Source organism: Streptomyces sp. NBC_00154 (assembly GCF_026342835.1).
Classification (GTDB): domain Bacteria; phylum Actinomycetota; class Actinomycetes; order Streptomycetales; family Streptomycetaceae; genus Streptomyces.
Genome location: NZ_JAPEMI010000001.1, coordinates 2,269,203 through 2,294,242, shown reverse-complemented (window position 1 = coordinate 2,294,242; position 25,040 = coordinate 2,269,203). Strand labels below are relative to the sequence as shown.

17 protein-coding genes are annotated in these 25,040 nt (G+C 71.1%); 11 read left to right on the top strand and 6 right to left on the bottom strand.

Going from position 1 to position 25,040, the window contains the following annotated elements; genetic code table 11:
• Window positions 1–66: 66 nt before the first annotated feature.
• Window positions 67–663: a hypothetical protein gene (locus OHA03_RS10020; RefSeq protein WP_267002888.1), complete on the bottom strand. Its 597-nt coding sequence runs from the start codon at window positions 661–663 to the stop codon at window positions 67–69.
• Between the two features lie 108 nt (window positions 664–771).
• Window positions 772–2,034: a nucleotide sugar dehydrogenase gene (locus OHA03_RS10015; RefSeq protein ID WP_267002886.1), complete on the bottom strand. Its 1,263-nt coding sequence runs from the start codon at window positions 2,032–2,034 to the stop codon at window positions 772–774.
• 248 nt (window positions 2,035–2,282) lie between these two features.
• Between OHA03_RS10015 and OHA03_RS10010 the strand changes: the two genes are divergently transcribed.
• Window positions 2,283–3,989, top strand: a complete 1,707-nt coding sequence (locus tag OHA03_RS10010; protein WP_267002884.1) for a glycerol-3-phosphate dehydrogenase/oxidase — start codon at window positions 2,283–2,285, stop codon at window positions 3,987–3,989.
• On the opposite strand, the gene OHA03_RS10005 is transcribed toward OHA03_RS10010, so the two are convergent.
• A complete protein-coding gene (locus tag OHA03_RS10005) occupies window positions 3,938–5,095 on the bottom strand; it encodes a serine hydrolase (protein WP_267002882.1) in 1,158 nt (385 codons plus the stop codon). The genes OHA03_RS10010 and OHA03_RS10005 overlap by 52 nt on opposite strands.
• A 119-nt stretch (window positions 5,096–5,214) precedes the next feature.
• Here OHA03_RS10005 and OHA03_RS10000 point away from each other — a divergent pair, with 119 nt between their 5' ends.
• From OHA03_RS10000 to OHA03_RS09980, 5 genes are all read left to right on the top strand, one after another.
• Complete coding sequence (locus tag OHA03_RS10000; protein WP_267002880.1) at window positions 5,215–7,206, top strand: serine/threonine-protein kinase; 1,992 nt, start codon at window positions 5,215–5,217, stop codon at window positions 7,204–7,206.
• Between the two features lie 168 nt (window positions 7,207–7,374).
• Complete coding sequence (locus OHA03_RS09995) at window positions 7,375–10,083, top strand: protein kinase (RefSeq protein WP_267002878.1); 2,709 nt, start codon at window positions 7,375–7,377, stop codon at window positions 10,081–10,083.
• A gap of 126 nt (window positions 10,084–10,209) precedes the next feature.
• The gene (locus OHA03_RS09990) at window positions 10,210–11,841 is read left to right on the top strand and encodes a serine/threonine-protein kinase (RefSeq protein ID WP_267002876.1); all 1,632 of its coding nucleotides are present in this window, start codon (window positions 10,210–10,212) and stop codon (window positions 11,839–11,841) included.
• A gap of 147 nt (window positions 11,842–11,988) precedes the next feature.
• The gene (locus OHA03_RS09985) at window positions 11,989–13,614 is read left to right on the top strand and encodes a succinic semialdehyde dehydrogenase (RefSeq protein WP_267002874.1); all 1,626 of its coding nucleotides are present in this window, start codon (window positions 11,989–11,991) and stop codon (window positions 13,612–13,614) included.
• A gap of 48 nt (window positions 13,615–13,662) precedes the next feature.
• Window positions 13,663–15,498 carry a GMC oxidoreductase gene (locus tag OHA03_RS09980; protein WP_267002872.1) on the top strand — a complete coding sequence of 612 codons (1,836 nt, stop codon included), beginning with the start codon at window positions 13,663–13,665 and terminating at the stop codon, window positions 15,496–15,498.
• Between the two features lie 77 nt (window positions 15,499–15,575).
• On the opposite strand, the gene OHA03_RS09975 is transcribed toward OHA03_RS09980, so the two are convergent.
• Window positions 15,576–16,595, bottom strand: coding sequence for an LAETG motif-containing sortase-dependent surface protein (locus OHA03_RS09975; RefSeq protein WP_267002870.1), 1,020 nt, complete (start codon window positions 16,593–16,595; stop codon window positions 15,576–15,578).
• Window positions 16,596–17,413: 818 nt separating this feature from the next.
• On the bottom strand, window positions 17,414–17,734 hold the full coding sequence (locus tag OHA03_RS09970; RefSeq protein WP_267002868.1) for a chorismate mutase: 321 nt from the start codon (window positions 17,732–17,734) through the stop codon (window positions 17,414–17,416).
• Window positions 17,735–18,092: 358 nt separating this feature from the next.
• Between OHA03_RS09970 and guaA the strand changes: the two genes are divergently transcribed.
• From guaA to OHA03_RS09945, 5 genes are all read left to right on the top strand, one after another.
• Window positions 18,093–19,688 (top strand): glutamine-hydrolyzing GMP synthase, encoded by a 1,596-nt coding sequence (gene guaA / locus OHA03_RS09965; RefSeq protein WP_267002866.1) that lies wholly within the window; start codon window positions 18,093–18,095, stop codon window positions 19,686–19,688.
• Between the two features lie 115 nt (window positions 19,689–19,803).
• Entirely contained in the window at window positions 19,804–20,559 is a 756-nt protein-coding gene (locus tag OHA03_RS09960) for a cyclopropane-fatty-acyl-phospholipid synthase family protein (protein WP_267002864.1), read from the top strand.
• Between the two features lie 94 nt (window positions 20,560–20,653).
• On the top strand, window positions 20,654–21,424 hold the full coding sequence (locus OHA03_RS09955) for a class II aldolase/adducin family protein (protein ID WP_267002862.1): 771 nt from the start codon (window positions 20,654–20,656) through the stop codon (window positions 21,422–21,424).
• Between the two features lie 113 nt (window positions 21,425–21,537).
• The gene (locus tag OHA03_RS09950; RefSeq protein ID WP_267002860.1) at window positions 21,538–22,803 is read left to right on the top strand and encodes a hypothetical protein; all 1,266 of its coding nucleotides are present in this window, start codon (window positions 21,538–21,540) and stop codon (window positions 22,801–22,803) included.
• A gap of 112 nt (window positions 22,804–22,915) precedes the next feature.
• Complete coding sequence (locus OHA03_RS09945) at window positions 22,916–23,425, top strand: DoxX family protein (protein WP_267007994.1); 510 nt, start codon at window positions 22,916–22,918, stop codon at window positions 23,423–23,425.
• A 156-nt stretch (window positions 23,426–23,581) separates the two neighbouring features.
• On the opposite strand, the gene OHA03_RS09935 is transcribed toward OHA03_RS09945, so the two are convergent.
• On the bottom strand, window positions 23,582–24,895 hold the full coding sequence (locus OHA03_RS09935; RefSeq protein WP_267002856.1) for a PspC domain-containing protein: 1,314 nt from the start codon (window positions 24,893–24,895) through the stop codon (window positions 23,582–23,584).
• Between the last annotated feature and the right edge of the window lie 145 nt (window positions 24,896–25,040).

Sequence of the window (25,040 nt, the reverse complement as noted above, 5' to 3'; positions counted from 1 at the left end):
TTTTTCTCGGACATACGGGAGGGCCCGGACCGCACAAGCGGTCCGGGCCCTCCCGTATGAGCCGGATCAGCCTGCGGCCTTCTTGGCGCCGGAGAACGCGGCGAACGCGGCGAGAGCGAAGAAGAGGAAGGCGATCGGGTCGATGTCGGCCTTCCACAGGGAGTTCAGCTCGCTGAAGTGATCGAGGAAGACCTCGGAGAGGGGCACACTGTCCGACTTGTTGATCATGGCCACACCGAGCAGCTGGCCGAAGTAGACGCCGACCAGCGCGAGCACCGCGCTGAGGACCGGCAGCACGGGGTTGCGGCCGCCGACCTTGCCCGCGGCGAGGCCGACGAGGAATCCGACACCCACGGCCGCGTAGCCGATCTCGTGCTTGGTGGCGCCGATGATCCCGCCGTAGATGCCGGCGGCGACGAGGGCGGCGACGACCGCGGCGAGCAGGCCGAGGGCCACGTTGTTGCGGGCGGGAGCCGCCGGGGTGAACGGCGCGCCACCGAACTGGCCGGGCTGGCCGGGCTGCTGACCGGCGAACGGGTTGCCGGTCGGGACGCCGGGCTGACCGGGCTGGCCGGGCTGCTGGGCGGCGAACGGGTTGCCGTCGCCGGGCTGGGCGTCGTACGGCTGCTGCGGCTGGTTCGGCGGCGGCACGGGCTGACTCATGGTGCTGGATCCCCCCTGGGACGGAAGCGCACGACTGTGCGAGAAGTGACGCCGCAGGCTAGCAGCCGTCTCCGACATCGCCCACCGAAATCCTTGGGGGGACCGCCCTCACAGCCGGTGCGCCGCTCCTGCCGGGGTGGCGCCCCGGGTGTCCAGGAGGAGTTGGGCCTTCACGGCGAGGCCCTGGAGGTCGTACGTACGGTGGTGCTGGAGCAGCACCGTCAGGTCCGCGCTCGACGCGGCTTCGTACAGCGAGTCCGCGCGCGGCACCGGCAGTTCGCGGACGCGCCAGTCCAGGACGTGCGGGTCGTGGTAGCCGATCTGTGCACCCATGTCCATCAGCCGGGTGGCGATCTCCCGGGCGGGGGAGGCCTCCTGGTCGGCGAGATCCGGCTTGTAGGTGACGCCGAGGAGCAGGACCCGGGCGCCGCGGACGGACTTGCCGTGTTCGTTCAGCAGGGTGGCGCAGCGCTGGATCACGTAGCTCGGCATCCGGTCGTTGATCTCCTGGGCGAGCGAGACCATTCGCAGCGGATGGCCGGGGGTGCGGCTGCTGTACGGGAGAAAGCCCGGGTCGACCGGGGGGCAGTGGCCGCCGACGCCGGGGCCCGGACGGAACGGCTGGAAACCGAACGGCTTGGTCTCGGCGCACCGGATGACGTCCCAGAGGTCGACGCCGAGGTCGTGGCAGAGCACCGCCATCTCGTTGACCAGCGCGATGTTGACGTGTCGGAAGTTGGTCTCCAGGACCTTCGTCATCTCGGCCTCACGCGGCCCGCGGGCCCGTACGACCTTGTCGGTGAGCCGGCCGTAGAAGGTGGCGGCCGATTCGGTGCAGGCCGGGGTGAGGCCACCGATGACCTTGGGGGTGTTGCTGTAGACGTGGGTGCGATTGCCGGGGTCGAGGCGGCTGGGGGAGCACGCGAGGTGGAAGTCGCGGCCGGCGCGCAGCCCCGATCCCTCTTCGAGGAGGGGGCGCACGAAGTTCTCGGTGGTGCCGGGGGGCACGGCCGATTCGAGCAGGACGGTGGTGTGCGGGCGCAGCCGGGCGGCGAGGGCGCGGGCGGCGTCGCCGACGGCGGTGAGGTCGAGGGTGCGGTCGGCGCCGAGGGGGGTGGGCGCGCAGATCACGGCGGTACGGACCCGGCCGAGCTCGGCCGGGTCGGTGGTGGGCCGGAAGCCTCCCGAGAGCATCCGGCGGATCTCCGAAGCGGCGAGTGAGCCCTCGACGGGTGTGCGGCCGGCGGAGAGCTCGGCGAACGGGCGGGGATCGGTGTCGTAGCCGACGGTCTGGATACCGGCGGCGACGGCGGCTTGGGCGAGGGGCAGGCCGAGGTGACCGAGTCCGATGATGGCGAGGTCTGCGGGCATGTGGGTGGCCGTCCTTCCCTAAGACCATGAAGGCAGAAAGCGCAACCGCTGGGGACAGTGCAATGTCACACTAGGCGTAAATATGACCTATATGTCGCATTGTGTGGCTCTCGTCTACGGGGTGTTGTCCACAGGCGGTGGCTGAAGTCGCGGACCGCGGACAGAATCGAGTGGTGGGCACGGGCACCCGACCCCGCGGTCGGACCGCATCCCTGTGCCGGACCACCCCGATCTACCGGGAGGCAGCAGTGAGGACAGCGACACTGGGACCCGCGGAGCGTGCCGAGGCGCTCGCCGCGCTGGCCGAGCGCGAACTGGACGTGCTGGTCGTGGGAGCGGGCGTGGTCGGCGCCGGGACGGCGCTGGATGCGGCCACAAGAGGACTCTCGACCGGACTGGTCGAGGCGCGCGACTGGGCTTCCGGCACGTCGAGCAGGTCGAGCAAGCTGATCCATGGTGGGCTGCGCTATCTGGAGATGCTCGACTTCGCGCTCGTACGGGAGGCGCTGAAGGAGCGTGGGCTGCTGCTGGAGCGGCTGGCCCCGCACCTGGTCAAGCCCGTGCCGTTCCTCTATCCGCTGCAGCACAAGGGCTGGGAGCGGCTCTACGCCGGTTCGGGTGTCGCGCTGTACGACGCGATGTCGGTGTCGTCGGGGCACGGTCGCGGGCTGCCCGTGCACCGGCATCTCTCCCGCCGCCGTGCCCTGCAGGTCGCGCCCGCGCTCAAGAAGGACGCACTGGTCGGAGCGTTGCAGTACTACGACGCCCAGATGGACGACGCTCGCTATGTGGCGACGCTGGTGCGCACGGCCGCCGGCTACGGCGCGCACGTGGCGAACCGGGCGCGGGTGATCGGCTTCCTGCGGGAGGGCGAGCGGGTCGTCGGCGCGCGGGTGGAGGACGTCGAGGCGGGCGGGGAGTACGAGGTCAGGGCCAAGCAGGTGGTCAACGCCACCGGGGTGTGGACGGACGACACCCAGGCGCTGATCGGCGAGCGCGGACAGTTCCATGTCCGGGCGTCCAAGGGCATTCATCTGGTCGTCCCGAAGGACCGCATCCATTCCTCGACCGGTCTGATCCTGCGCACCGAGAAGTCCGTGCTGTTCGTGATCCCGTGGGGGCGCCACTGGATCGTCGGGACGACGGACACCGACTGGGACCTGGACAAGGCTCATCCGGCGGCTTCCAGCGCCGATATCGACTACTTGCTTGAGCATGTCAACTCGGTCCTGACCACCCCTCTGACCAGGGATGACGTTCAGGGTGTCTACGCCGGGCTGCGTCCGCTGCTGGCCGGTGAGTCGGACGCGACCAGCAAGCTCTCGCGCGAGCACACGGTGGCGCATCCGCTGCCGGGACTCGTGGTCGTCGCGGGCGGCAAGTACACGACATACCGGGTGATGGCGAAGGACGCCGTCGACGAGGCGGTCCACGGCCTCGACCAGCGGGTGGCGGACTGTGTCACGGAGGACATCCCGCTGCTGGGCGCAGAGGGATACCGGGCCCTGTGGAACGCGCGGGCGAGGATAGCAGCCCGCACCGGGCTCCATGTCGCCCGAGTGGAGCATCTGTTGAACCGGTTCGGATCCATGACCGAGGAGATCCTCGATCTGATCGTCGCCGACCCCTCGCTCGGCGAGCCGCTGCCCGCGGCGGACGACTACCTGAAGGCCGAGATCGTCTACGCCGCCTCGCACGAGGGGGCCCGCCATCTCGACGACGTACTGACGCGGCGGACCCGGATCTCCATCGAGACCTTCGACCGGGGCATCCGCAGCGCGAGGCTCTGCGCGGAGCTGATGGGGTCGGTGCTGGGGTGGAACAAGAGCCAGATCGAGCGGGAGGTGGAGCACTACGAGAAGCGGGTGCAGGCGGAGCGGGAGTCGCAGCGCCAGCCGGACGATCAGACGGCGGATGCGGCGCGGCTCGGGGCACCGGACATCGTGCCGATCTGAGCCGGTCCGCGGCCCGGCCGTGGCGCGCCGGAGGGCCCCTGGTGAGGTCGGCAGAATTCGGCGTCGAGAAGGGCCGGTTCGAGCGTCGCATCGGACAGGCTGTCCGTGTTGATGCGGAACGTCAGGGTGTGCCGGCCGTCGCGGGTGGCGGCCGTGCGGACGTAACTGCCCGCTATATGGCCGTTATGGCCCCAGACGGTGATACCGCAGGAGAGCCTCTGCGGATAGATGGCCATGCCATAGATCCCGTCCGCCGTACCGGTGTTCAGCAGGGTGTGGAGCTGGGCGGGCGGGAGCAGGCGCCCGCCCAGCAGGGCAGCGTAGAAGCGGTTCAGATCGGCGAGTGTGGAGATGAGCTCGCCCGCGGCGCCCGCGGTGCGCGGGTCGAGGACGGTGACATCGCGGAGGCTGCCGTCGGCCGGGTCACGGGAGTAGCCGCGGCCGTGTGGTGCGGGGAGCCCGGTGCGGGCGCCGGGGAGCGACGTGCCGGTGAGATGGAGGGGGTTGATGATGCGGCGGCGGATCTCGGTGGCGTAGCTGTGTCCGGTGACGTGCTGAACGACGAGGCCGAGCAGGACGTAATTGGTGTTGGAATAGGCGAAACCGCCGGTGGTGCTCGTGGGACGGTGAGCGATGGCCACACGGACGGCGTCGGTGGCGGTGACGGGGTGGGCGTCCGTGTCGGCCGTGTAGTTGTACAGGCCGCTGGTGTGGGTGAGCAGGGCGCGCAGGGTGATGCGGCGGCCGTCGTTGCCGTGTCCGCGGACCAGTCCTGCCAGATGCCGGTCCACGGTGTCCGACAGTTGCAGCCTGTCCTCCCGGGCGAGTTGGAGGACGACCGTGGCGACAAAGGTCTTGGTGATGCTGCCTGCCCGGAACCGGTCCTGCCGCCGGATGCCGGGGCCTGTCGAACGGTAGGTGTCGTACGGGGCGGTGGAGGCCCGATGGGCCAGAAGGGCCGCAGTCGGAGCACCGCCCTGGGCGACGAGCCGGGGAAGGTAGGAGGCTGCGGGAGTCAGATGTGGTTCGCTGGGCAGGCTCGCCGTTCCGAGGCCGAGCAGCGTTATCACCAACGGGGTGATGAGCAGCGACCTGATTATCGGCATGGCGGGGAGTCCCTTCCTCCGGCCACATCATGACGGACCACGGACCCGGCACCATGACCGGTCCCGGGGTGAGGGACAATGAACGCTCTGCCAGGGCGGGTTGATCGCAGAGGGGACGCATGTCGGAGGCGGAGCAGGCACGGGAGCCCCAACGGGACACGGATGGACGTCTCCTTGCGGGTAGGTACCGGCTCGGGGAGGTGCTGGGCCGGGGCGGTATGGGCACGGTCTGGCGTGCCGTCGACGAGACGCTGGGCCGCACGGTGGCGGTCAAGGAGCTGCGGTTCCCGTCGGCCATCGACGACGACGAGAAGCGCCGGCTGATCACTCGCACACTGCGCGAGGCGAAGGCGATCGCCAGGATCCGCAACAACGGTGCGGTGACGGTCTACGACGTGGTCGACGAGGACGACCGGCCATGGATCGTGATGGAACTCATCGAGGGCAAGTCGCTTGCCGAGGTGGTGCGCGAGGACGGTGTGCTGACGCCGAAGCGCGCGGCCGAGGTCGGCCTTGCCATCCTCGACGTGCTGCGTCTGGCGCACCGCGAGGGCATTCTGCACCGCGATGTGAAGCCGTCCAACGTGCTGATCTCCGAGGACGGCCGGGTCGTCCTGACCGACTTCGGCATCGCACAGGTCGAGGGCGACCCGTCCGTCACCTCGACGGGCATGCTCGTCGGTGCCCCCTCGTACATCTCGCCGGAACGCGCCCGCGGGCACAAGCCCGGACCACCCGCCGACCTGTGGTCGCTCGGCGGACTGCTGTACGCGAGCGTCGAGGGTTGCCCGCCGTACGACAAGGGGTCGGCCATCGCGACCCTGACCGCGGTGATGACCGAGCCGCTCGACCCGCCGAAGAACGCGGGTCCGCTGGAGGAGGTCATCTACGGTCTGCTCGCCAGGGACCCGGAGCAGCGGCTCGACGACGCGGGTGCGCGGGCCCTGCTCAACGATGTGATCCACGCACCCGACAAGCCCGCCCCTGTGGTGCCCCCGCCGGCCGACTCCACCCAGGTGATGGCGCTGCCCGGCCGCGTCGCCGCCCCCCGCACCAAGGGGGCTTCGAAGCTCGCGGAGGCCGGGGAGGGCGCGCGTGACCGCCTGCGCGGCGCGCTGCGTTCCGTGCGGAACGCGAAGGCGGCGCCGGGCGCCGGTGCGGGTGTGGCTGTTGCCGCCTCGACGACCACTGCTTCCGCTTCTGCGGCTTCGACTGCGCCGCGGACCGCTCCTTCGGCTCCGGCCCGGCCCACGGCTTCGCCGGCCTCCGGCGTCGGTGGCGTACCCCCGCAGCGTCCGGGCGGGTCGTCGAACGCGCCGGTCCGGGCATCCATCACGGACGTGGTGCCCCGCCGCACCCTGGTGATCATTGCGGTCGTCATCGCGCTCGCCGTGCTCGGCACGGTCCTTGCGCTCACGCTGGGTGGGGATGACAAGGGCAGCGGGAGCAGCGGTTCCGGCAAGGGCGGCACCTCCGCCTCGGCGGCCGGCGCCTCCGCCGACACGGGCGAGGGCGACGCAAGCGGCAAGGACCAGGGCCAGGACCCGAGCAACGATCAGGGCGAGGGCAAGGGCGAGGGCAAGGGCAAGGACGACGACTCGGGCAAGGGGTCGGACGACTCCGGGACCGGGAGTTCGAAGGCCGGCGACGCGTTGCCCGACGGGTACAGAACGGTCACCAACAAGCAGTTCCACTTCACGATGGCGATGCCCAAGAACTTCACGCGCTACAAGATCGCGGGCAGTAACTCGGGCCAGATCTACGCCGTCGGCGGTGGATTCCCGCGCGTCCAGATCGACTACAACAGCTCTCCCGGGAAGGACGCCGCTGCCGCCTGGAACGCCGCGAGGAGCGCGGTCGCCGCCAGCAGCGACGGCTACCGGCACCTCGGGATAAGGAAGGTCGAGTACAACGGCTACCCGACTGTCGCCGACTGGGAGTTCGAGCGTACGCAGCAGGGCCAGCGGATCCGGGTACTGAACCGTGGTTTCCGGGCCGACGACACGCACGGCTACTCGATCATGATCAGCTGCAAGGCGAGCGAGTGGAACAGCAAGGAGTGCCGGACACTGCGCGAGACGGCCTTCGCCACGTTCAAGCCCAAGGACTGAGCGCCGGGTTGCGGCGACCCTGCCGCACGGCCGGCACTTGCCACGTATTGTGAGAGCTTGAGAACCGTACGCAGCCGAATGCATAGGTCAATTGCACGGTAAGTGACCGCAATTGACGGGTTGGTACGGGGTTCGTGGCCGGGGGACAGCGCGCTCTGGGGAGGCGTCGTGGACGACTATGCGGGTCGGGTGCTTGCCGACCGCTACCGCCTGCCGCTGCCCCCTTCGGACGAGTACGAACTGGTCGAGACCCGGGCGTTCGACACGGCCAGCGGCCAGGAAGTCCTGGTGCGCCAGCTGCCGTTGCCGGAGGTTGTGGACGCCGAGGTGCTCGACGCCGACGGGCTGCCCTCGGCCGCCCGGCGGACCACCGGGCGGGCGGTGCGCCGGTCCACGGACCCCGCGGTCCGTCGCGCGATCGAGGCCGCGCAGGCCGCCGCCCAGGTGCCCGACCATCCGAGGCTCGACCAGGTCTTCGATGTGTTCGCCGAGGACGGGTCGCTCTGGATCGTGAGTGAACTGGTCGCAGCCCGCCCGCTGGCCGCGCTGCTCGCCGAGCGGCCGCTGAATCCGTACCGGGCCGCCGAGATCGGCTCCGATGTGCTGATGGCCCTGCGGGTGCTGCACGCGCACGGCTGGACCCACCGGAACATCACCGTCCGTACGGTGCTGATCTGCGACGACGGACGCGTCGTGCTGACCGGCCTGGCGGCCGGGGCGGCGGAGGAGGCGCTGTGCGGGTACGTGCCGACGCCGCAGCCCGACGACGAGGACGCGTACGGGCGGCCCGCGGTCGAGTCGGGCCCGACCGGTCCGTACGTTCCGCCCACCGCGTCGCTGCCGCCCGCCGGGCCGGTCGGGATCGCCGGGCCGGGCGAGGCCATCGATCACCCGGTCGAGTCCGTCGATCCGGTCGGGCTGCCGGCCTCGCGCCACCCCGCCGGTGAGCTGGAAGCCGTACGACGGCCGCCGAACCCCGACGTTCACGGCACGGGCAGCGCCGCGGAGTTGCGGGCCGCACGGGCCGGAGCCATCGCTGCCTACCAGGCGGGCACTCGCGCCGCCGCACGTGTCAGCGAGGACCGGCGACAGGCCGGGACGAGTGAGCCGGCGGAAGCGGAGGAGAGCGGCATCCTTCCCGTCCAGCGCCCCGGACGGCCCGACACCGGCCGGGTGCAGCCGACGGGCGGCTGGGGCCCCACCGCCGACGACCCGTACGACGACGAGGGCGACGAGGAGGACGACAACGAGTACGGCGTCCCGTACGGCAGCGACAGGGGCGACGACGGCAACGGCGGTCACCGTGGGCAGGGGCCGCCCGGCCGGCGGTTGCACCTGACCGGCACCTGGGGCGACGGCGCCGACTTCGGGCGCCCCGTTCCGGCCGGGGGCTCCAACGAAGACGCTCTGCGCGCCGACGCCCGACGCCACGGCACCACCTCCGCAGCGGAACGCGGGCATCAGCAACCGCAGAAGGCCGCCTCCGGCCGCTGGGACGACATCGTCGCCGGTGACCGTGGGAGTTCCGCCTACCGCGGCCCCGCCACCACCCTGGCCGCCGAGCGCGCCCGGCAGACCCGGATCGCCGTCGTCGGTGCGGTCACCGAGCGCTGGGCGCCCGAGCAGGCCGGACCGGTCCACGAGAACTGGCAGTTGGCGCCGCCCATCGGCCCGGCCACCGACCTCTGGGCGCTCGGCGCCCTGCTCTACCGAGCCGTCCAGGGCCATGCCCCGTACCCCGAGGAGAACGCGGCCGAGCTCGTCCAGATGGTTTGCGGCGAGCCGCCCGCCTTCGCCGAGGAGTGCGGTCCGCTGCGCCCCGTTGTCGAGTCGCTGCTGCGCCAGGACCCCACCGAGCGGCCGGACTTCGAGGAGCTGCGCGGCTGGCTGCGCTCTCTCGTACGGTCGGCGCCCGAGCCCGAGGCCGGTCTCGATGTCGTGCCCCTGCCGTCCGTCGACGACACCCGGCTGCCCGTCGTACGCCGCCGGGGCGAGCTGGTCCGTAAGCGCCGCGGCCGGCTGGGCAGTGCCTCGGCGCACGGCCGCCACCGCCAGACGAGGGAGAGGCCCGACCGGTATGAGCGGTCACGGGTGGAGAGAGCGCCCAGGGCTCCGCGTGAGCCCAAGGGGCCCAAGGCGTTGCGCACCCCGCCCCGTCCGCAGCAGGGTGACGGCCGTGCGCCACGGCAGCTCGGGCGGCTGCTGCTCGTGCTGATCCTGCTGGCCCTGGCCGCGGCCATCGCGTACGCCGTGATGTTCATGCCCAAGGCCGGCACCGGATCCGACTCGAAGGGATCGGCCCCGGCCGCTACGGACACCGGCGCCCCCGGCACGTCCGACGGGAAGCCGCCGTCGCAGTCGCCGCGGTCGTCGCCGTCGCCCGGCACCCAGAAGCCGCAGACCAGCCGCTCCGCTGTCGCGCTCGCCCCCGGATACACCCTGCGCAAGGACGAGGAGGGCTTCGAGGTCGGCGTGCTGAAGGGCTGGCAGCGCAGCCCCGCCGACGCGGACCGGCAGATACGGTACGGCAGCGACGGGTTCAGTCTGCTGATCGTGCCGGGGCGCGACACCGTGCGGGCCCACGGCGGTGATCCGCTGGTCTACCAGCGCGACAAGGAGCGGGAGTTGCAGCCCTTCCGGGACTCCAGCTGGTCCTCGGCGACGGGGCTGCGCCGTATCGACGTCGGTCGACAGGCCATGGCGGAGGGCCAGTTCACCTGGCAGGACGACACCGGGCGCGAGGTGTACGTCCGCAACCTCGCGATGATCGTCGACGGCCGCTACCACGTGCTCCAGGTGCTCGGTCCGGACAGCGAGCGCGACAAGGTGACAGCCATCTACGAACAGGCCATCTCCTCCTACCGCGTGACTTCCTGAACCGTCGGCAGGAACACGGGCGGCCGGGCGACAAGCATCACAGTGAGGTCTCGTGAGCGATCCGAGGTTCCGTGGCCGTACCTCCCCTCCGTAACCTGGCAGCCGAAGGAAACGGGGCGGGGGCAAGTGGACCGATCACAGGAAACGGGCGCGGGGCTGGTGCTGGCCGGAAGATACCGGCTCGGTGAAGTCCTCGGGCGCGGAGGCATGGGCAAGGTTTGGCGTGCCCACGACGAGGTGCTGCACCGCACCGTAGCCGTCAAGGAGTTGACCGCCGGTCTGTACGTCGCGGAGGCCGACCGGGTCGTGCTGCATGCCCGTACCCAGAAGGAGGCCCGGGCGGCGGCCCGCATCACCCACCCCGGCGTGGTCACCGTCCATGACGTGGTCGAGTACGACAACCGGCCCTGGATCGTCATGCAGTACGTCGACGGACCGTCACTCGCCGACGCCGCCAAGGAGAGCGGCGAGATCGCACCGCGCGAGGCGGCCAGGATCGGCCTCCATGTCCTGAGCGCCCTGCGCGCCGCGCACAGCGCCGGTGTGCTGCACCGGGACGTGAAGCCCGGCAACGTACTCCTCGCCCGTGACGGCCAGGTGCTGCTCACCGACTTCGGGATCGCCGCGATAGAGGGCGACTCGACCATCACCAGGACCGGTGAACTGGTCGGTTCCATCGACTATCTGGCGCCCGAGCGGGTACGGGGCGGCGACCCCGGCCCCGCGTCCGACCTCTGGTCCCTCGGCGCCACGCTCTACACAGCGGTCGAGGGGTGTTCGCCGTTCCGTCGTACGTCCCCGATCTCCACCATGCAGGCCGTCGTCACCGAGGAACCGCCGCCGCCCGCCCGGGCCGGGGCGCTCGCACCGGTGATCACCGCCCTGCTCCGCAAGGACCCGGCAGACCGGCCGTCGGCGGCCGAGACGGAGCGGATGCTGCTGCAGGCGATGGAGGGGCGCGAACCCCGGGCGGCGCAGGCCTACGTCCCGACCCAGCGGGTGTCCGAGGAAGCTCTGCGCTCGATGGGCGCGGACGGCACCGGAGCGGAATCACGCGCCGCCGTCCCGCAGTTCACCGCCACGGCTCCGGTGACCCGCCGCAGCCGCGGTCGTTGGCGTGCGGCGATCCTGGTCGTCGCTCTCGCGGCGCTGGTCGGCGGCGGTGCCGGACTGGCCGCGATGAAGTACGGCGACAACTCGGGGGCGGACTCCGCCGGGAGCGGTTCGCTGCACGGCAGCAGCACTTCGCCGCGGCCCTCGGCCGAGACATCGAAGAGCGCACCGTCCACCGCGGTCGTGCCCGACGGCTGGCACCGGGTGGACGACCCCGAGGGGTTCAGCCTGCTCGTACCGGACGGCTGGAAGCGCCGGGCGGACGGGCAGAACGTCGACTACACCCCGGACGACGGCAACCACTACATCCGGATCAGCGTCGACCCGGAGCCCGACTTCGAGAACTCGTACATGCACATGCTGAACATGGAGACGCGCCTCATCCAGCGGCTGCCCGGGTACGACCGCAAGACCCTGCACTCCCACAACTACCGCGATCGGACCGGCTCCCTCTGGGAGTTCACCTGGACCGAGTCCAAGGACCACCCGGGCCCGCGCCACGCGATCGACCAGATGTATTACGACGAGGAGGGCGGCCCGGAGTATGCGCTGTACATGACGGGTCCGGCCGACGACTGGGACACCACCCGGGACCGGTTCGACACGATGCTGCGCGGCTGGCGCGCACCGGCCGGCACCGGCTGAGACCGCCGGGATTCCACCGGCCACAAACCACAGTAGCTCCCTGATCAGGGGCTTTGTTGCCAGTGATCACTGGCTCGTTTGTGGGGAGTGTGAAAACCTATTACCGACGGGTACCCAAAGCGGTTGGCTGGACATACCCTCGCCCTCATGACGGACTCGACGGATTCGCAGGCTTCTGCCGCCCCCCTCGGTACCAACCCCGTGGCCGCCGCCCCCGCGGGTGTGCGCACGGCTGCCGATGTGGTGACACCCGAGGTGATCGCCCAGCTGACCCGTGGTGTCGTCGGCTCCGGCCGTACCGCGAACCACACCCCGTTCACCGGGGAGAAGCTGGCCGACCTGCCCGAGTCCACGCCCGAGGACGTCGCGACCGCCTTCGAGCGGGCCCGCGCCGCCCAGCCCGCCTGGGCCGCCACCCCCGTCCGGACCAGGGCCGCCGTCCTCCTCCGCTTCCACGACCTCGTGCTCGAGCGGCAGGCGGAGGTCCTCGACCTCATCCAGCTGGAGACCGGCAAGGCCCGGCTGCACGCCCACGAGGAGGTGCAGGCGGTCGCCGTCTCCGCCCGGCACTACGGGCGCAGGGCGGCCTCGTACCTGAAGCCGAAGCGGCACACCGGTGTCGTTCCGACGTTGACCAAGGTCACCGAGCTGCGGCAGCCGCGTGGTGTCATCGGCCAGATCGCGCCGTGGAACTACCCGTTCGAGCTCTCCGTCGGCGATGCGCTGCCCGCGTTCGTCTCCGGGAACGCCCTCGTGATGAAGCCCGACACGGAGACCGCGCTGACCGCGCTCTGGGCCCGTGACCTGCTGATCGAGGCCGGGCTGCCCGCCGAGGTGTTCCAGGTCGTCCTCGGTGACGGACCGGTCGTCGGGCCCGAGGTCGTCAAGCACGCCGACTACGTCTCGTTCACCGGTTCCACGCGCACCGGCCGCGAGGTCGCCCAGGGCGCCGCCGCCCGCCTGGTCGGAGTCTCGCTGGAGCTCGGCGGCAAGAACGCCATGCTGGTCCTCGAGGACGCCGATGTGGAGAAGGCCGCCGCCGGTGCCGTCCGCGCCTGCTTCTCCTCCGCCGGACAGCTCTGCATCTCCATCGAGCGGCTGTACGTTCACGAGTCGGTCGCCGACGACTTCGTGGAGCGGTTCGCCACCCGCACGAAGGCCATGCGGCTCGGCAACTCCCTCGCGTACGGCGCCGACATGGGTTCGCTCGTCGGCGAGCGCCAGCTGGAGACCGTCACCCAGCATGTCGCGGAGGCCGTCGAGAAGGGCGCCATGCTCGTCGCCGGCGGTGTCGCCCGCCCCGACATCGGTCCGCTGTTCTACGAGCCGACCATCCTCGACGGCGTCGAGGCGCCGATGGCCGTCTGCACCCAGGAGACCTTCGGCCCGGTCGTCTCCATCTACCGCTTCTCCGACGAGGACGAGGTCATCGCCCTCGCCAACGCCACCCCGTACGGCCTGAACTCCAGCGTCTGGACCAAGGACTCCAAGCGCGGTCACCAGGTTGCCGCCCGGCTGCGCACCGGCACGGTCAACATCAACGAGGGGTACGCCCCCGCGTACGGCAGCGTGCAGTCCCCGATGGGCGGCATGAAGGACTCCGGTCTCGGCCGGCGGCACGGCTCCGAGGGCATCCTCAAGTACACCGAGGCCCAGACCGTCGCCCAGCAGAGGCTGATCCCGCTCGCCCCGGCCTTCGGGATGGACGACGAGAAGTACGCGGCGTTCATGAGCCGCAGCCTGAAGGCGATGAAGGCGTTCCGCCTGCGCTGACCCCGTAACACCGCGGCACCTTCTGCCCTTTTCGTACCGAGGAGAGCCATGTCCCAGGACAGCCCTGCCCAGAATCAGGCCGAACCGGCCGACGAGACCGATGACGACGCGGCGTACGACTACGACGTCCTTGTCGTCGGCTCGGGCTTCGGTGGTGCGGTGTCGGCCCTGCGGCTGACCGAGAAGGGGTACCGGGTCGGGGTCCTGGAGGCGGGCCGCCGCTTCACCCCCGGCACCCTCCCCAAGAACTCCTGGGACATCAAGAACTACCTGTGGGCCCCCGCACTCGGGCTCTTCGGCATCCAGCGCGTGCATCTGCTCGGCAATGTGATGGTGCTCGCCGGGGCGGGTGTCGGCGGCGGCTCGCTCAACTACGCGAACACGCTGTACGTACCCCCGGCACCGTTCTTCGAGGACCGGCAGTGGGCCGCCATCACCGACTGGCAGGACGAGCTGGCGCCGTACTACGACCAGGCCAAGCGGATGCTCGGAGTCCGGCTCAATCCGACGATGACCCCGTCCGACGTCCATCTGAAGGCGACCGCGCAGGCCATGGGGGTCGGCGACACCTTCCACCTCGCCCCGGTCGGCGTCTTCTTCGGCGACGGCAAGGACGCCGACGGTACGGCGAGGGCGAAGCCCGGTGAGACGGTCGCCGACCCGTACTTCGGCGGCGCGGGGCCCGCCCGCAAGGCCTGCACCGAGTGCGGCGAATGCATGACGGGGTGCCGTCACGGCGCGAAGAACACCCTCAACGAGAACTACCTCCACCTCGCCGAGAAGGCCGGAGCGGTCATCCACCCGATGACCTCCGTGGTCGCGATCACGGACGACCCGGAGGGCGGTTACCACGTCACCACCGTCCCGACGGACCGCCGCAGGAAGGGCGAGCCGACGCTGCTGCGCGCCCGCAGGGTGGTCGTCGCGGCGGGCACGTACGGCACCCAGACCCTGCTCCACACGATGAGGGACCAGGGACTGCTGCCCCGGCTGTCGTCGCGGCTCGGTGAGCTGACCCGTACCAACTCCGAGGCGCTCGTCGGCTCGCAGACCAGCGACCGCCGCTACCGCAAGAAGCACGGCACCGCGAAGGCCGACTTCACCCAGGGCGTCGCCATCACCTCGTCGATCCACCCCGACGAGAACACCCACATCGAGCCGGTCCGTTACGGCAAGGGCTCCAACGCCATGGGCGCGATGTCGATCCTGCAGGTGCCGTACGGCGGCCGCCGGGTGCTGGGCTGGCTCGGCAACATGGCCAGGCATCCGGCCCTCGCCGTGCGGTCGCTCTCCAACCGGCGCTGGTCGGAGCGGACCATCATCGGGCTCGTCATGCAGTCGCTGGACAACTCCCTGACGACGTACCGCAAGCCGGGCGGCATCGGAAAGGGCCTGCTCACCGCCCGCCAGGGGCACGGCGCTCCGAACCCGACCCAGATCGAGGAGGCCACGCGCAGCGCCTCGCTGCTCGCCGAGGAGATCAACGGGTTCGCCGGGTCGAACGTCGGGGAACTCATGGGCACCCCGCTCACCGCGCACTTCCTCGGTGGCTGCCCGATCGGCGCGAGCGCCGACGAGGGGGTCATCGACCCGTACCACCGGCTGTACGGGCACCCGGGCATCTCGGTCGTCGACGGCTCGGCGGTCTCCGCGAACCTCGGCGTCAACCCGTCGCTGACCATCACCGCGCAGGCGGAGCGGGCCATGTCGTTCTGGCCCAACAAGGGTGAGGCGGACCCGCGTCCGGCGCAGGGCGAGGCGTACGAGCGGCTGGCCGCGGTCGAACCGAAGGCGCCGGCGGTGCCGAAGGAGGCCTTCGGCGCGCTGAAGCTGCCGTTCCTGGGCCTGCCCGCGGTTCCGCCGAAGAAGAGCGCGGACAAGTAGGGGAGAAGCAGGGCAGCGGAAAGGGGCTGCACCCCCCTCCGAGTGCAGCCCCTCACGCCTACCGGTGATGTCGCCCGTTACGCGGCGGCGTCACCGTTCCTGCGGCGCCGCACGACGAACATCGCACCGGCACCGAGCACTACGGCCGCGCCGCCCGCGAGGGCGAACATCGGCACTGCGGAGGACGAACCGGTCTCGGCGAGCGTGCCGGAGACGTTGCCCGTCGTGTTGGAGGCCGGCGACTCGGCCGGGACCGGGGCGGAGCCACCGGTCTGCGGCGTCGAGCCGCTGCCGCCGGACTTCACGATCTGGAACTTGTACGCGACGTCGCTGACGCCCAGGCAGTCCTTGTCGCCGACGTACAGACCGGCGCCGAGGGTGAAACCGGCGCCGACCGGGGCGGTCGACTTCACATTGATGCGGAGCGGGATGTCGACCTCGTAACCGGCCTGGATCTCGTCGGACTGACCGACGTAGCCGACCGCGCGGCCGTCCTCGCTGAGGTCCTCCCACGTCTTGGTCTCCGGGTCGAGGGCCTGGAGGCTGACCTGCTTCGACTTGAACAGGTCGTCGCCGGCCTTGTCGGAGGAGGCGCCCGCGAAGTAGTCGATCTCGTGCACGGTCGTCTTCGACGAGTTGTAGACGTTCATCTTGAACTCGTGCCAGCCGCTGCCGCGGGCGATCTTGCCGGGCAGGCCGTTGATCGAGATGTCCAGGGCGGACTTCTCGCACTCCGCCGGCTCCTCCGGGTCCTCGGACTCGGACGGGGTGCCCGACGGGGTCACGGAGCCGGACGGCGTGCCGGACGGGGTGGTGCTCCCGGAGGGAGTGGACGACGCGTCCGCGGCGGGGTCGCCCGTCTCTCCCGCGGGCTCCTCGGTCTCCTCGGCGGGCGAGGAGGAGGTGCTCTCGGCGGGCGCGGTGGTGGTGACGTCGGCGGACGGCGTCTCGGTCTGAGCGGGCTCGGTGGGCGCTGCGGACGTCGTCTCGGTCGCAGGGACCGTGTCGTCGGCGAACGCGATCGGGGCGGCCAGGATGGCAGCGGGGGCTATGACCGCAGTGGCTGCGGCCACCGCCATCGCGCGGCGAAGCTTCATGAAAGACCTCGGAAGTCCGGCGTACCGCTTCGGTGCGGCACGGATGCAGGGACAGGCCTTCCGCGTGGTGGGGTCACGGGTGGGGCCGTTGTTCTGCATGCATGACCCGTGGTCCGGGGTAATGGTTGTTCGGATCCTCACAGAATCCTTATGTGACGCCCGTCACGTCCCTCTCTGTGGCCCCTCCGGTACCTGTGGTGCGCCGCCGTCGCCCTGCTGACGCGACGGCCCCGCTGTGCCTTCAAGAAACGGCAGCCACGAAAAGGATCAGGGCATGACCAAGGGCCCCGTGGGCCGCGAACCGGTCCATGGGGCCCTTGTCGATCAGCACCGACGTCAGGGCAGCGCCGGTGCCGAGAAGCGGCGCCGGGGGAGTGCCGCAGGCTGTGGTGCATCGGGTCTGCGCCCCGGCGTACCGGGGGCGCACGAGTGGTGTCGACCCAAGTCAGGGGTGGTGCGATATGAGGGGGAGACCTACCCTTTGCGTCGTGCTGGACGGGCTGCGCCCCGCACAACCGTTTCGACCGGATACGGTCGGCTCCGGGCGTCCCCGAAGCCGACCGTTCTTGGGGTGACCGGGCTGCTGTCCCCTGCCGACCGGTCACGCACGCTGGGGCGCGGTCCCACGGCGTACCTGCAGTACGCCACACGCTCCAACGGAGCCACGCGTGGATTCTTCGAAAGCCGCCCCTGGCTGGCACGGACACCGGGACCAACGAAGTCACCGTGCGCCCGGTCACGCGCCGTACGGGTGAGAGTCGGCCCGAACGCAGATACGTCCGTACAGCCCCGCGGCCGGTGCGGCAGCCTCACAGGTCTCACACGCGGCCGCGGCACAGCTCCAGCAGCGTCATGGCGAGCGAGGTGCCGGGCTTGCCGAGCGCATCCCGGTACTGGCCGAGGATCTCCATCTCGCGGGAGAGGTTGACCCGGCGGCCGCCAGAGGTGACCCGGGCCTCCTGGATGACCGCCGAGACGGCCATCCGTTCCTGGACGAGCCCGATGATCCGGTCGTCCAGTGAATCGATGCGCTCGCGGGCTCCGGCGATCAGGGCGGCGGCCTCGTCGGTGTGCGCGCCGGTCTCCTCGGTGAGGGTCTTCCCGGTGAGCTTCTTCGCGGCGACGGCGGTGCTGTTCATTCCGTGACTCCTGGTGTCCTGGTGGGGTGCGGCCCCCCGAAGCGATCGGACCCGGAATGCCAGAACGCCCCGGGCCTGTCGGCCCGGGGCGCCTGGAACGTTGCTTGTCAGTGGCTCAAGCAGCACGACCATGGCAGCCGGCGGGCCGGGTGCCATAGGTAAAGACGTAGGTCGTGTGCTGACGCATGGAGCCAGTATGGACCCGCCCCCGCCGGTGGTCCAACGCGGCGCCCGGATGATGAGACGCCGCAGTGAGAGCGGCCGGCGACCCCGTCCCGGCGGACGCGAACAGGGTCTCCCTCGCATCCCCGGTAGAATCGGGAGGACCGACCCCCCTTCACCGCCGGAAGGCCGCCCCGTGCCAGCAGCACCCCCCGCCGCCCCCGACACCACACCCGACGTGGTCCTTGTTGTCGACTTCGGCGCGCAGTACGCCCAGCTCATCGCCCGACGCGTCCGTGAGGCCCGGGTCTACAGCGAGATCGTCCCGTCCACGATGCCGGTGGCCGAGATGCTGGCCAAGAACCCCCGGGCGATCATCCTGTCCGGCGGCCCCTCCTCGGTGTACGCGGAGGGCGCGCCCAGCCTCGACCGCTCGCTGTTCGAGGCCGGGGTCCCGGTCTTCGGCATGTGCTACGGCTTCCAGCTGATGGCCACCACGCTCGGCGGCACCGTCGACGACAACGGTGCCCGTGAGTACGGCCGCACCCCGCTGTCCGTCTCCAAGACCGGCTCCACGCTCTTCGAGGGCACGCCCGCCGAGCAGTCGGTGTGGATGTCGCACGGCGACGCCTGCTCCGCCGCCCCCGAGGGCTTCACCGTCACCGCGTCCACGGACGTCGTGCCGGTCGCCGCCTTCGAGAACGACGAGAAGAAGCTGTACGGCGTCCAGTACCACCCGGAGGTGCTGCACTCCACGCACGGCCAGCAGGTCCTGGAGCACTTCCTCTACCGCGGCGCCGGCATCGAGCCGACCTGGACCACGACCAATGTGGTCGAGGAGCAGATCGCGCTGATCCGCGAGCAGGTCGGCACCAAGCGCGCCATCTGCGGCCTCTCCGGCGGCGTGGACTCCGCGGTCGCCGCAGCCCTCGTACAGAAGGCCATCGGCTCCCAGCTGACCTGCGTGTACGTCGACCACGGTCTGATGCGCAAGGGCGAGACCGAGCAGGTCGAGAAGGACTTCGTGGCCGCCACCGGCGTCCAGCTGAAGGTCGTCGACGCCGAGGAGCGGTTCCTGAACGCGCTGGCCGGGGTCTCCGACCCCGAGCAGAAGCGAAAGATCATCGGCCGCGAGTTCATCCGCGTCTTCGAGCAGGCCCAGGCCGAGCTCGTCGCCGAGGCGGGCGCGGCCGGCGAGGACGTCGCGTTCCTCGTGCAGGGCACGCTCTACCCGGACGTCGTGGAGTCCGGCGGCGGCACCGGCACCGCCAACATCAAGTCCCACCACAACGTGGGCGGCCTCCCCGACGACATCGAGTTCCAGCTCGTCGAGCCGCTGCGCCAGCTGTTCAAGGACGAGGTCCGGATGGTCGGCCAGGAACTCGGCCTGCCGGAGGAGATCGTCCAGCGCCAGCCGTTCCCCGGCCCCGGTCTCGGTATCCGGATCGTCGGCGAGGTCACCAAGGACCGGCTCGACCTGCTGCGCGAGGCCGACGCCATCGCCCGCGAGGAGCTGACCGCGGCCGGCCTCGACCGTGACATCTGGCAGTGCCCCGTGGTCCTGCTGGCCGACGTCCGCTCGGTTGGCGTCCAGGGCGACGGCCGTACCTACGGCCACCCGATCGTCCTTCGCCCGGTCTCCTCCGAGGACGCGATGACGGCCGACTGGTCGCGCCTGCCGTACGAGGTCCTGGCGAAGATCTCCACCCGCATCACGAACGAGGTCGCCGACGTCAACCGCGTCGTCCTCGACGTGACGAGCAAGCCGCCGGGCACCATCGAGTGGGAGTAACCCTCCCCGCTGTGTCAACGTGATGCCGTCGCTCATTCGTTTGAGCGGCGGCATCGTCGTACCGGCTGAGAAAACCGATTGCGCCGCCCGCATGCCCGTGCGAGGCTCCGCGACCATGTCTGCCGATCAGATCCGCCCGATCATCTCCGCGCCTCACAACTACCGACTGACCTGGAACACCCCGCTCTCCGAGGAGCACGCCGCGCAGTTGATCTCGGCCTGTGCACCCGCCCCCGGGGCGCGCATCGTGGACATCGGCAGCGGCTGGGGCGAACTGCTGATGCGACTGGTGGCATCGGCGCCCGGCAGCACCGGCGACGGTGTGGAGACCGACCCCGACGCCGTGGCGCGCGGGCGGGCGCTCGCCGAGGAACGGGGGCTCGCGGAGCGCGTACGGTTCCACACGACGCCCGCCACCGAGTGGACCGGGAGCGGATACGACCTCGCCGTTTCCATCGGTTCCGCCCATGCCTGGCCCGGCTCGACGGCCGAGGCGCTGAAGGCCCTGCGCGCCGCCGTCCGGCCCGGCGGGCGGGTGCTGTACGGCGACGGGATCTGGCTCCGGGATCCGTCCCCCGCCGCACTCGACGGCATCGGGGCCGAACCCGGCGACTTCGGTTCGCTGCTCGAATTGATCAGGCTCGCCGAGTCCGTCGGGCTGCGCGCACTCCAGGTGACCGTCGCCGACCAGCGCGAATGGGACCTCTTCGAGTCGAACGGGCCGATCGGACGGGGTGAGCGCTGGGCGCTGGAGAACCCTGGCCATCCGCTGTACGACGAGGTGATCGCCGAGGTCGACGCCCGCCGCACCGGCTACTACGGCGGCTACCGCGGGGACTTCACCCTCGCCTACCTCGTGCTGAGCGCCTGACCGTTCCCGAATCGGTGCGTGATCGCTCTGGCCACCTGCGGCGACCGGCGGTAACTTCCGGTCCCGTACGCCCTGGGAGCCCCGAGGAGCCGCCATGCCCGAGCCCACACCGATACCCGTGGAACAGCTGCAGTTCGCGATGCCGCCCGTCCATCAGTCGATCGACGAGGAGCGCGCGTACCGCAAGGAGCGGCTGGCCGGGGCGCTGCGGCTGTTCGCGGCGTACGGGTACGAGGACGGCGTCTCCGGTCACATCACCGCGCGGGACCCGGAGTACACCAGCTGCTTCTGGGTCAACCCGTTCGGTGCCCCCTTCGACGGACTCCTGCCGGACGAGCTGATCCTGGTCAACGGTGACGGGCAGGTCGTCGAGGGGCGCCACCACGTCAACCAGGCGGCGTTCGCCGTCCATGCCCAGGTGCACCGGGCCCGCCCGGACGTCGTCGCCGTCGCGCACACGCACTCCCTGCACGGGCGGGCGCTGTCCGCGCTCGGTGAGTTCATCGAGCCGATCACCCAGGAGTCCTGCGCCTTCTACGAGGACCACGCGGTCTACCAGGCCTACACCGGGGTCGTCGTCGACGAGGAGGAAGGGCGGCGGATCGCGGCCGCGCTCGGCACCCGCAAGGCGATCATCCTGCGCAACCACGGGCTGCTGACGGTCGGCGACTCGGTGGACGCGGCCGCCTGGTGGTTCGTCACGATGGAGCGTTCCTGCCAGGTGCAGCTGGCCGCGCGGGCGGCCGGGAAGCCGGTTCTGATCGAGCACCGGGAGGCGGTGGCCACCCGCGAACAGCTCGGCAGCGACCTGGTGGCCTGGATCAACTACCAGCCGCTGTGGAAGAGGATCTCCCGAACATTCTGACGATCCGCGCGTCCCGGCGGCCCCGATGCGGGCCCGGCCCGTCCCGTACGGCACAATTCGCAGCAATCAGTGGTCAGTTGGCAGTACGTGGGCGGGAAAGGGCGGCGTTCTCCGTGGCGTTGGACGAGGCACGACAAGGCGCTCACGGCGGTGGCTGTACGTGCGCCGACTGTCCGCACGGAGCGCGCGAGGGACACCGGCGCGCGGTGGCCGCCTTCCTGGCCAAGCGGGACGAACTCGCCGCGGGCCAGGGGCTGCCGACCGGTGTCGCCCAGTCCGCGTCCGCGACCCGCCAGTGGGTCTCCGACGAGCTGACCGAGTCGGCCCGTACGGTCGCCGAGCGCAGCCGGGAGGCGGGCGACGCCTGGCTTCACCAGGTGTGGGTGCGCACCCTGGCCGTCGTCTGGGGAGGCGTCGCCCTGCTCGCCATCGGTGAGGCCGGCACCGCCATCGGTGCGGGCTGGTCGACGGCCCGTACCGCCGGTCTGGTCGCCGCGCTCGTCACCGCCGGGCTGCTGACCGGAGCCGCCCGCTTCCACCGGGCCCGCGGCGGCGTCCTCGCCCCGCTGATCGGCGAGGACAACCGGCTCTCCACCTCCCGTGCGGTCGCCGTGGCCTGGGTGCTGCTCGCCGTCTTCTCCGTACTCGTCCTCGCACTCCAGCTGGCGGGCGCCTCCGGACACGCGGAGCGCGACGCGCTGATCGACGGTCTGGAACTGGCGCGTGGCGCCGGGGTGCTGACCGCGCTGGCGCTGGTCTGCGCCATCGCCGTGGTCGTGCGCCGAGTGGTGACCGTACGCGCCCTCGCCGGGCGTTTGCAGAAGCTGCGCGCCGACCGGCCGCGCGCAGCCGATCTGCTCACCGACGACTCCGGGCGCGGCAGTTTCACCGACGTGCAGTACGTGCTGGTGAGCGCCGTCGCCGTACTCTTCGCAGTGGTCCGGCTGGCCCGCCGGCCCGAGCAACTGCCCGATCTGCCCTGGGGGCTGGCCCTCCTGGTGGGTGTCTCCGCGGCGACGTACTTCGCGGGCAAGTACACGGAGGGCGGGCGTCCGGTCGTGCTGTCCGTCGTACGGGCCCGGGAGCCCGGAGATCTGGACGCACCGATCCGTACCGGCGACGACATCGAGATCCGCGGTGCAGGTTTCGTACCGCCCGGCGCCGGGGCCCCGGACCGGCTGGCCCGCGTGGTCGTCCGGATCGGCCGGGTCCATGTCCATGTCCCGCTGGTCCCGGTGGCAGGCGGCTTCGCCAACCCGGCGGACACCCTGCTCACCGTGCCGGTGCCGGTGGAGGTCGAACCGGGACTGGTGGACGTACAGGTCGTGACGGCCGCCGGGGTGGAGACGAATCGGGTCGAGATCGACGTCACGGACTGAACGGCCGGCCGGAGCCACGCCGATTGCACCTGATCGAACCGTAGGGCTGGTGAGCAGCGCGTTCACCGCGTACGTATGGTCTGGTGACGGGTCGACGGAAGGCGGGGTCGCTATGCATGGATACGGCACGAATACGGGTGGTCTGGGCGAGAAGACGAGCCTGCGGGAGCTGGCACGGGAGCATGCGCTGCTGCCGCTGCGCATATTTCTCGGCGTCACCTTCATCTATGCCGCGCTCGACAAACTGACGGACAGTGCCTTCTTCCGCGCCGCCGGGCCGGGCTCCGTCGGCGACATGATGCACGGGGTGCGCGACTCGTCCGCGATCCCGGCCCTTGTCGACCTCGCGCTGAAGAACCCCGGAGCGTTCGGGTACGCCATCGCCTTCGGCGAACTCGCCGTCGGCATCGGCACCCTGATCGGGCTGTGGGCGCGGCTCGCCGCACTCGGCGGGGCACTGATCTCGCTGAGCCTGTGGCTGACCATGAGCTGGCAGGCCGATCCGTACTACTTCGGCAACGACCTGGCCTACCTCATGGCATGGCTGCCGCTCGTGCTCGGTGGTGCCGCGTCGTTCTCCGTGGACGCCTTCTTCGCGTCGCGGCGGCGACGCATCCGATAGCTCACCCACGTCGTGATGGCGGCCAGCCAGAGGCCGCCGAAGAGTACCGGGAAGAAGAAGGTCCAAGGGGCGTCCCAGCTGCCCGCCGCATCCGCCGCGTAGCCGGCCGCCAGGGCGAGCATCGCGATGCCCGCCACCGCGCGGCCCGGCCGGATCTCATGACGCAGCACGGGTGACCTCCACCTGTCCGATACCGACTTCCAGGTCCAGCTCGACCGTGCCGGCCGGGGTGACGCCGGCCGGCGGAGCGATCGTCCGGTGTTCGTTCTGCGCCGGGCTGACGTCCACATCGCCCGGGGGATCGGCCGGCAGCCGGATCTCCCCGAGTCCGGCCTTCGCCCGCACCTGGACCGTCACCGCCTTCGGTACGACGACGACCGCCCGGCCTGCGCCGACCTGCACCCCGGTGCTGACCGTGTCACCCTTCGGGACCGGCACCTTTGTGAGGTCGAGCGTGCCGACCCCGGAGCCCAGTTCGTACCGCGGCTGGACCGCGGCGACCGAGGCCGGGCGCCACTCCTCGCGCACCCACTGGGTGCTGATGTCCTTCGGCAGCACGGCCGCGCCCGCCAGCAGCGCCGCCGTGATCACCGACAGCAGCAGCGTGCCGAACCCGGTCCGGCCGAGGAACGTGCTGACCACCATGCCGGCACCGAACACGGCGAGCGCCGCGGCCAGACCGAACTGCAGGCTCGTACCGAGCGGATGGGTCTCCCAGCTGAGGCCCGTGGACAGACCGCCCGCGATCAGCGCGAACAGAAAGACCAGGCCGCCGATCGAGTGCGGCCCCTGGTCCGCCCGCGCCCGTTCGGGCGCGCGGAACGGCGCGTCCGCCGCGGCCCTGCGGGGCCGTACCGTGCCCTCGTCGAGCACCGTGTCCGCCGGACCCCACAGATAGCCGGCGCCCACCGGCCCCGAGGTGCCGTCCTTGATGATCGGATCCCGCCACCAGGACGGGCCGGCCGGCGACGGCGGAGCCTTCACCTCCGGCGGTGCGTCCGCCACCGCCTGTGCGGCCGCCGGGTGCAGCGGGTCCTGGGGGGCCGCGGTCCTGCGGCGCTGCGTCCAGACACAGCAGCCGATGACCGCGAGCGTCAGCATCGCGGAGAACGCCAGCGTGCCGCCGTTGCCCAGCATGGAGAGAAAGAGCCCGCAGCCGATCAGCGCGAACAGCACCGCGATCAGCGACGCCCCCTCGACCCGGCCCGACAGCAGCCTGCGCGCCTCGTTCTCCTCCTCGCCCTCCAGCGGGATCAGCAGCCACGCGAAGCCGTAGAAGATCAGGCCCAGGCCACCGGTCACCGACAGGACACCGAGCACGATCCGGAAGATCACCGGGTCCACGTCGCAGTACCGGCCGAGCCCGCCGCACACCCCGGCCACCACTTTCTGCCGCGAGCTGCGCTGCAGCTGCGGACCGGGTGCGGCGGGCGGCGCGACGCCGGGGGCGGCGTCCTGGGGAACGGTCATGGCTCCATGGTGACGGGCCGTGCGCGCCCGCGGCACCCGCGCCGACCCTGGCCGATCCCTGATATTGGCCGCGCCGGACCCTGAAGGGAGGCCCTCGGGTCTCCGCACGACCGGCCGTCTCAGGGTCGAGTGGGGGCCGACCCTG

Excerpts from the sequence above, each read along its gene's own strand:
- OHA03_RS10020 (WP_267002888.1), bottom strand. The coding sequence starts at position 663 with ATGAGTCAGCCCGTGCCGCCGCCGAACCAGCCGCAGCAGCCGTACGAC.
- OHA03_RS10015 (WP_267002886.1), bottom strand. The coding sequence starts at position 2,034 with ATGCCCGCAGACCTCGCCATCATCGGACTCGGTCACCTCGGCCTGCCC.
- OHA03_RS10005 (WP_267002882.1), bottom strand. The coding sequence starts at position 5,095 with ATGCCGATAATCAGGTCGCTGCTCATCACCCCGTTGGTGATAACGCTG.
- OHA03_RS10000 (WP_267002880.1), top strand. The coding sequence starts at position 5,215 with ATGTCGGAGGCGGAGCAGGCACGGGAGCCCCAACGGGACACGGATGGA.
- OHA03_RS09985 (WP_267002874.1), top strand. The coding sequence starts at position 11,989 with ATGACGGACTCGACGGATTCGCAGGCTTCTGCCGCCCCCCTCGGTACC.
- OHA03_RS09980 (WP_267002872.1), top strand. The coding sequence starts at position 13,663 with ATGTCCCAGGACAGCCCTGCCCAGAATCAGGCCGAACCGGCCGACGAG.
- OHA03_RS09975 (WP_267002870.1), bottom strand. The coding sequence starts at position 16,595 with ATGAAGCTTCGCCGCGCGATGGCGGTGGCCGCAGCCACTGCGGTCATA.
- OHA03_RS09970 (WP_267002868.1), bottom strand. The coding sequence starts at position 17,734 with ATGAACAGCACCGCCGTCGCCGCGAAGAAGCTCACCGGGAAGACCCTC.
- OHA03_RS09960 (WP_267002864.1), top strand. The coding sequence starts at position 19,804 with ATGTCTGCCGATCAGATCCGCCCGATCATCTCCGCGCCTCACAACTAC.
- OHA03_RS09955 (WP_267002862.1), top strand. The coding sequence starts at position 20,654 with ATGCCCGAGCCCACACCGATACCCGTGGAACAGCTGCAGTTCGCGATG.
- OHA03_RS09945 (WP_267007994.1), top strand. The coding sequence starts at position 22,916 with ATGCATGGATACGGCACGAATACGGGTGGTCTGGGCGAGAAGACGAGC.
- OHA03_RS09935 (WP_267002856.1), bottom strand. The coding sequence starts at position 24,895 with ATGACCGTTCCCCAGGACGCCGCCCCCGGCGTCGCGCCGCCCGCCGCA.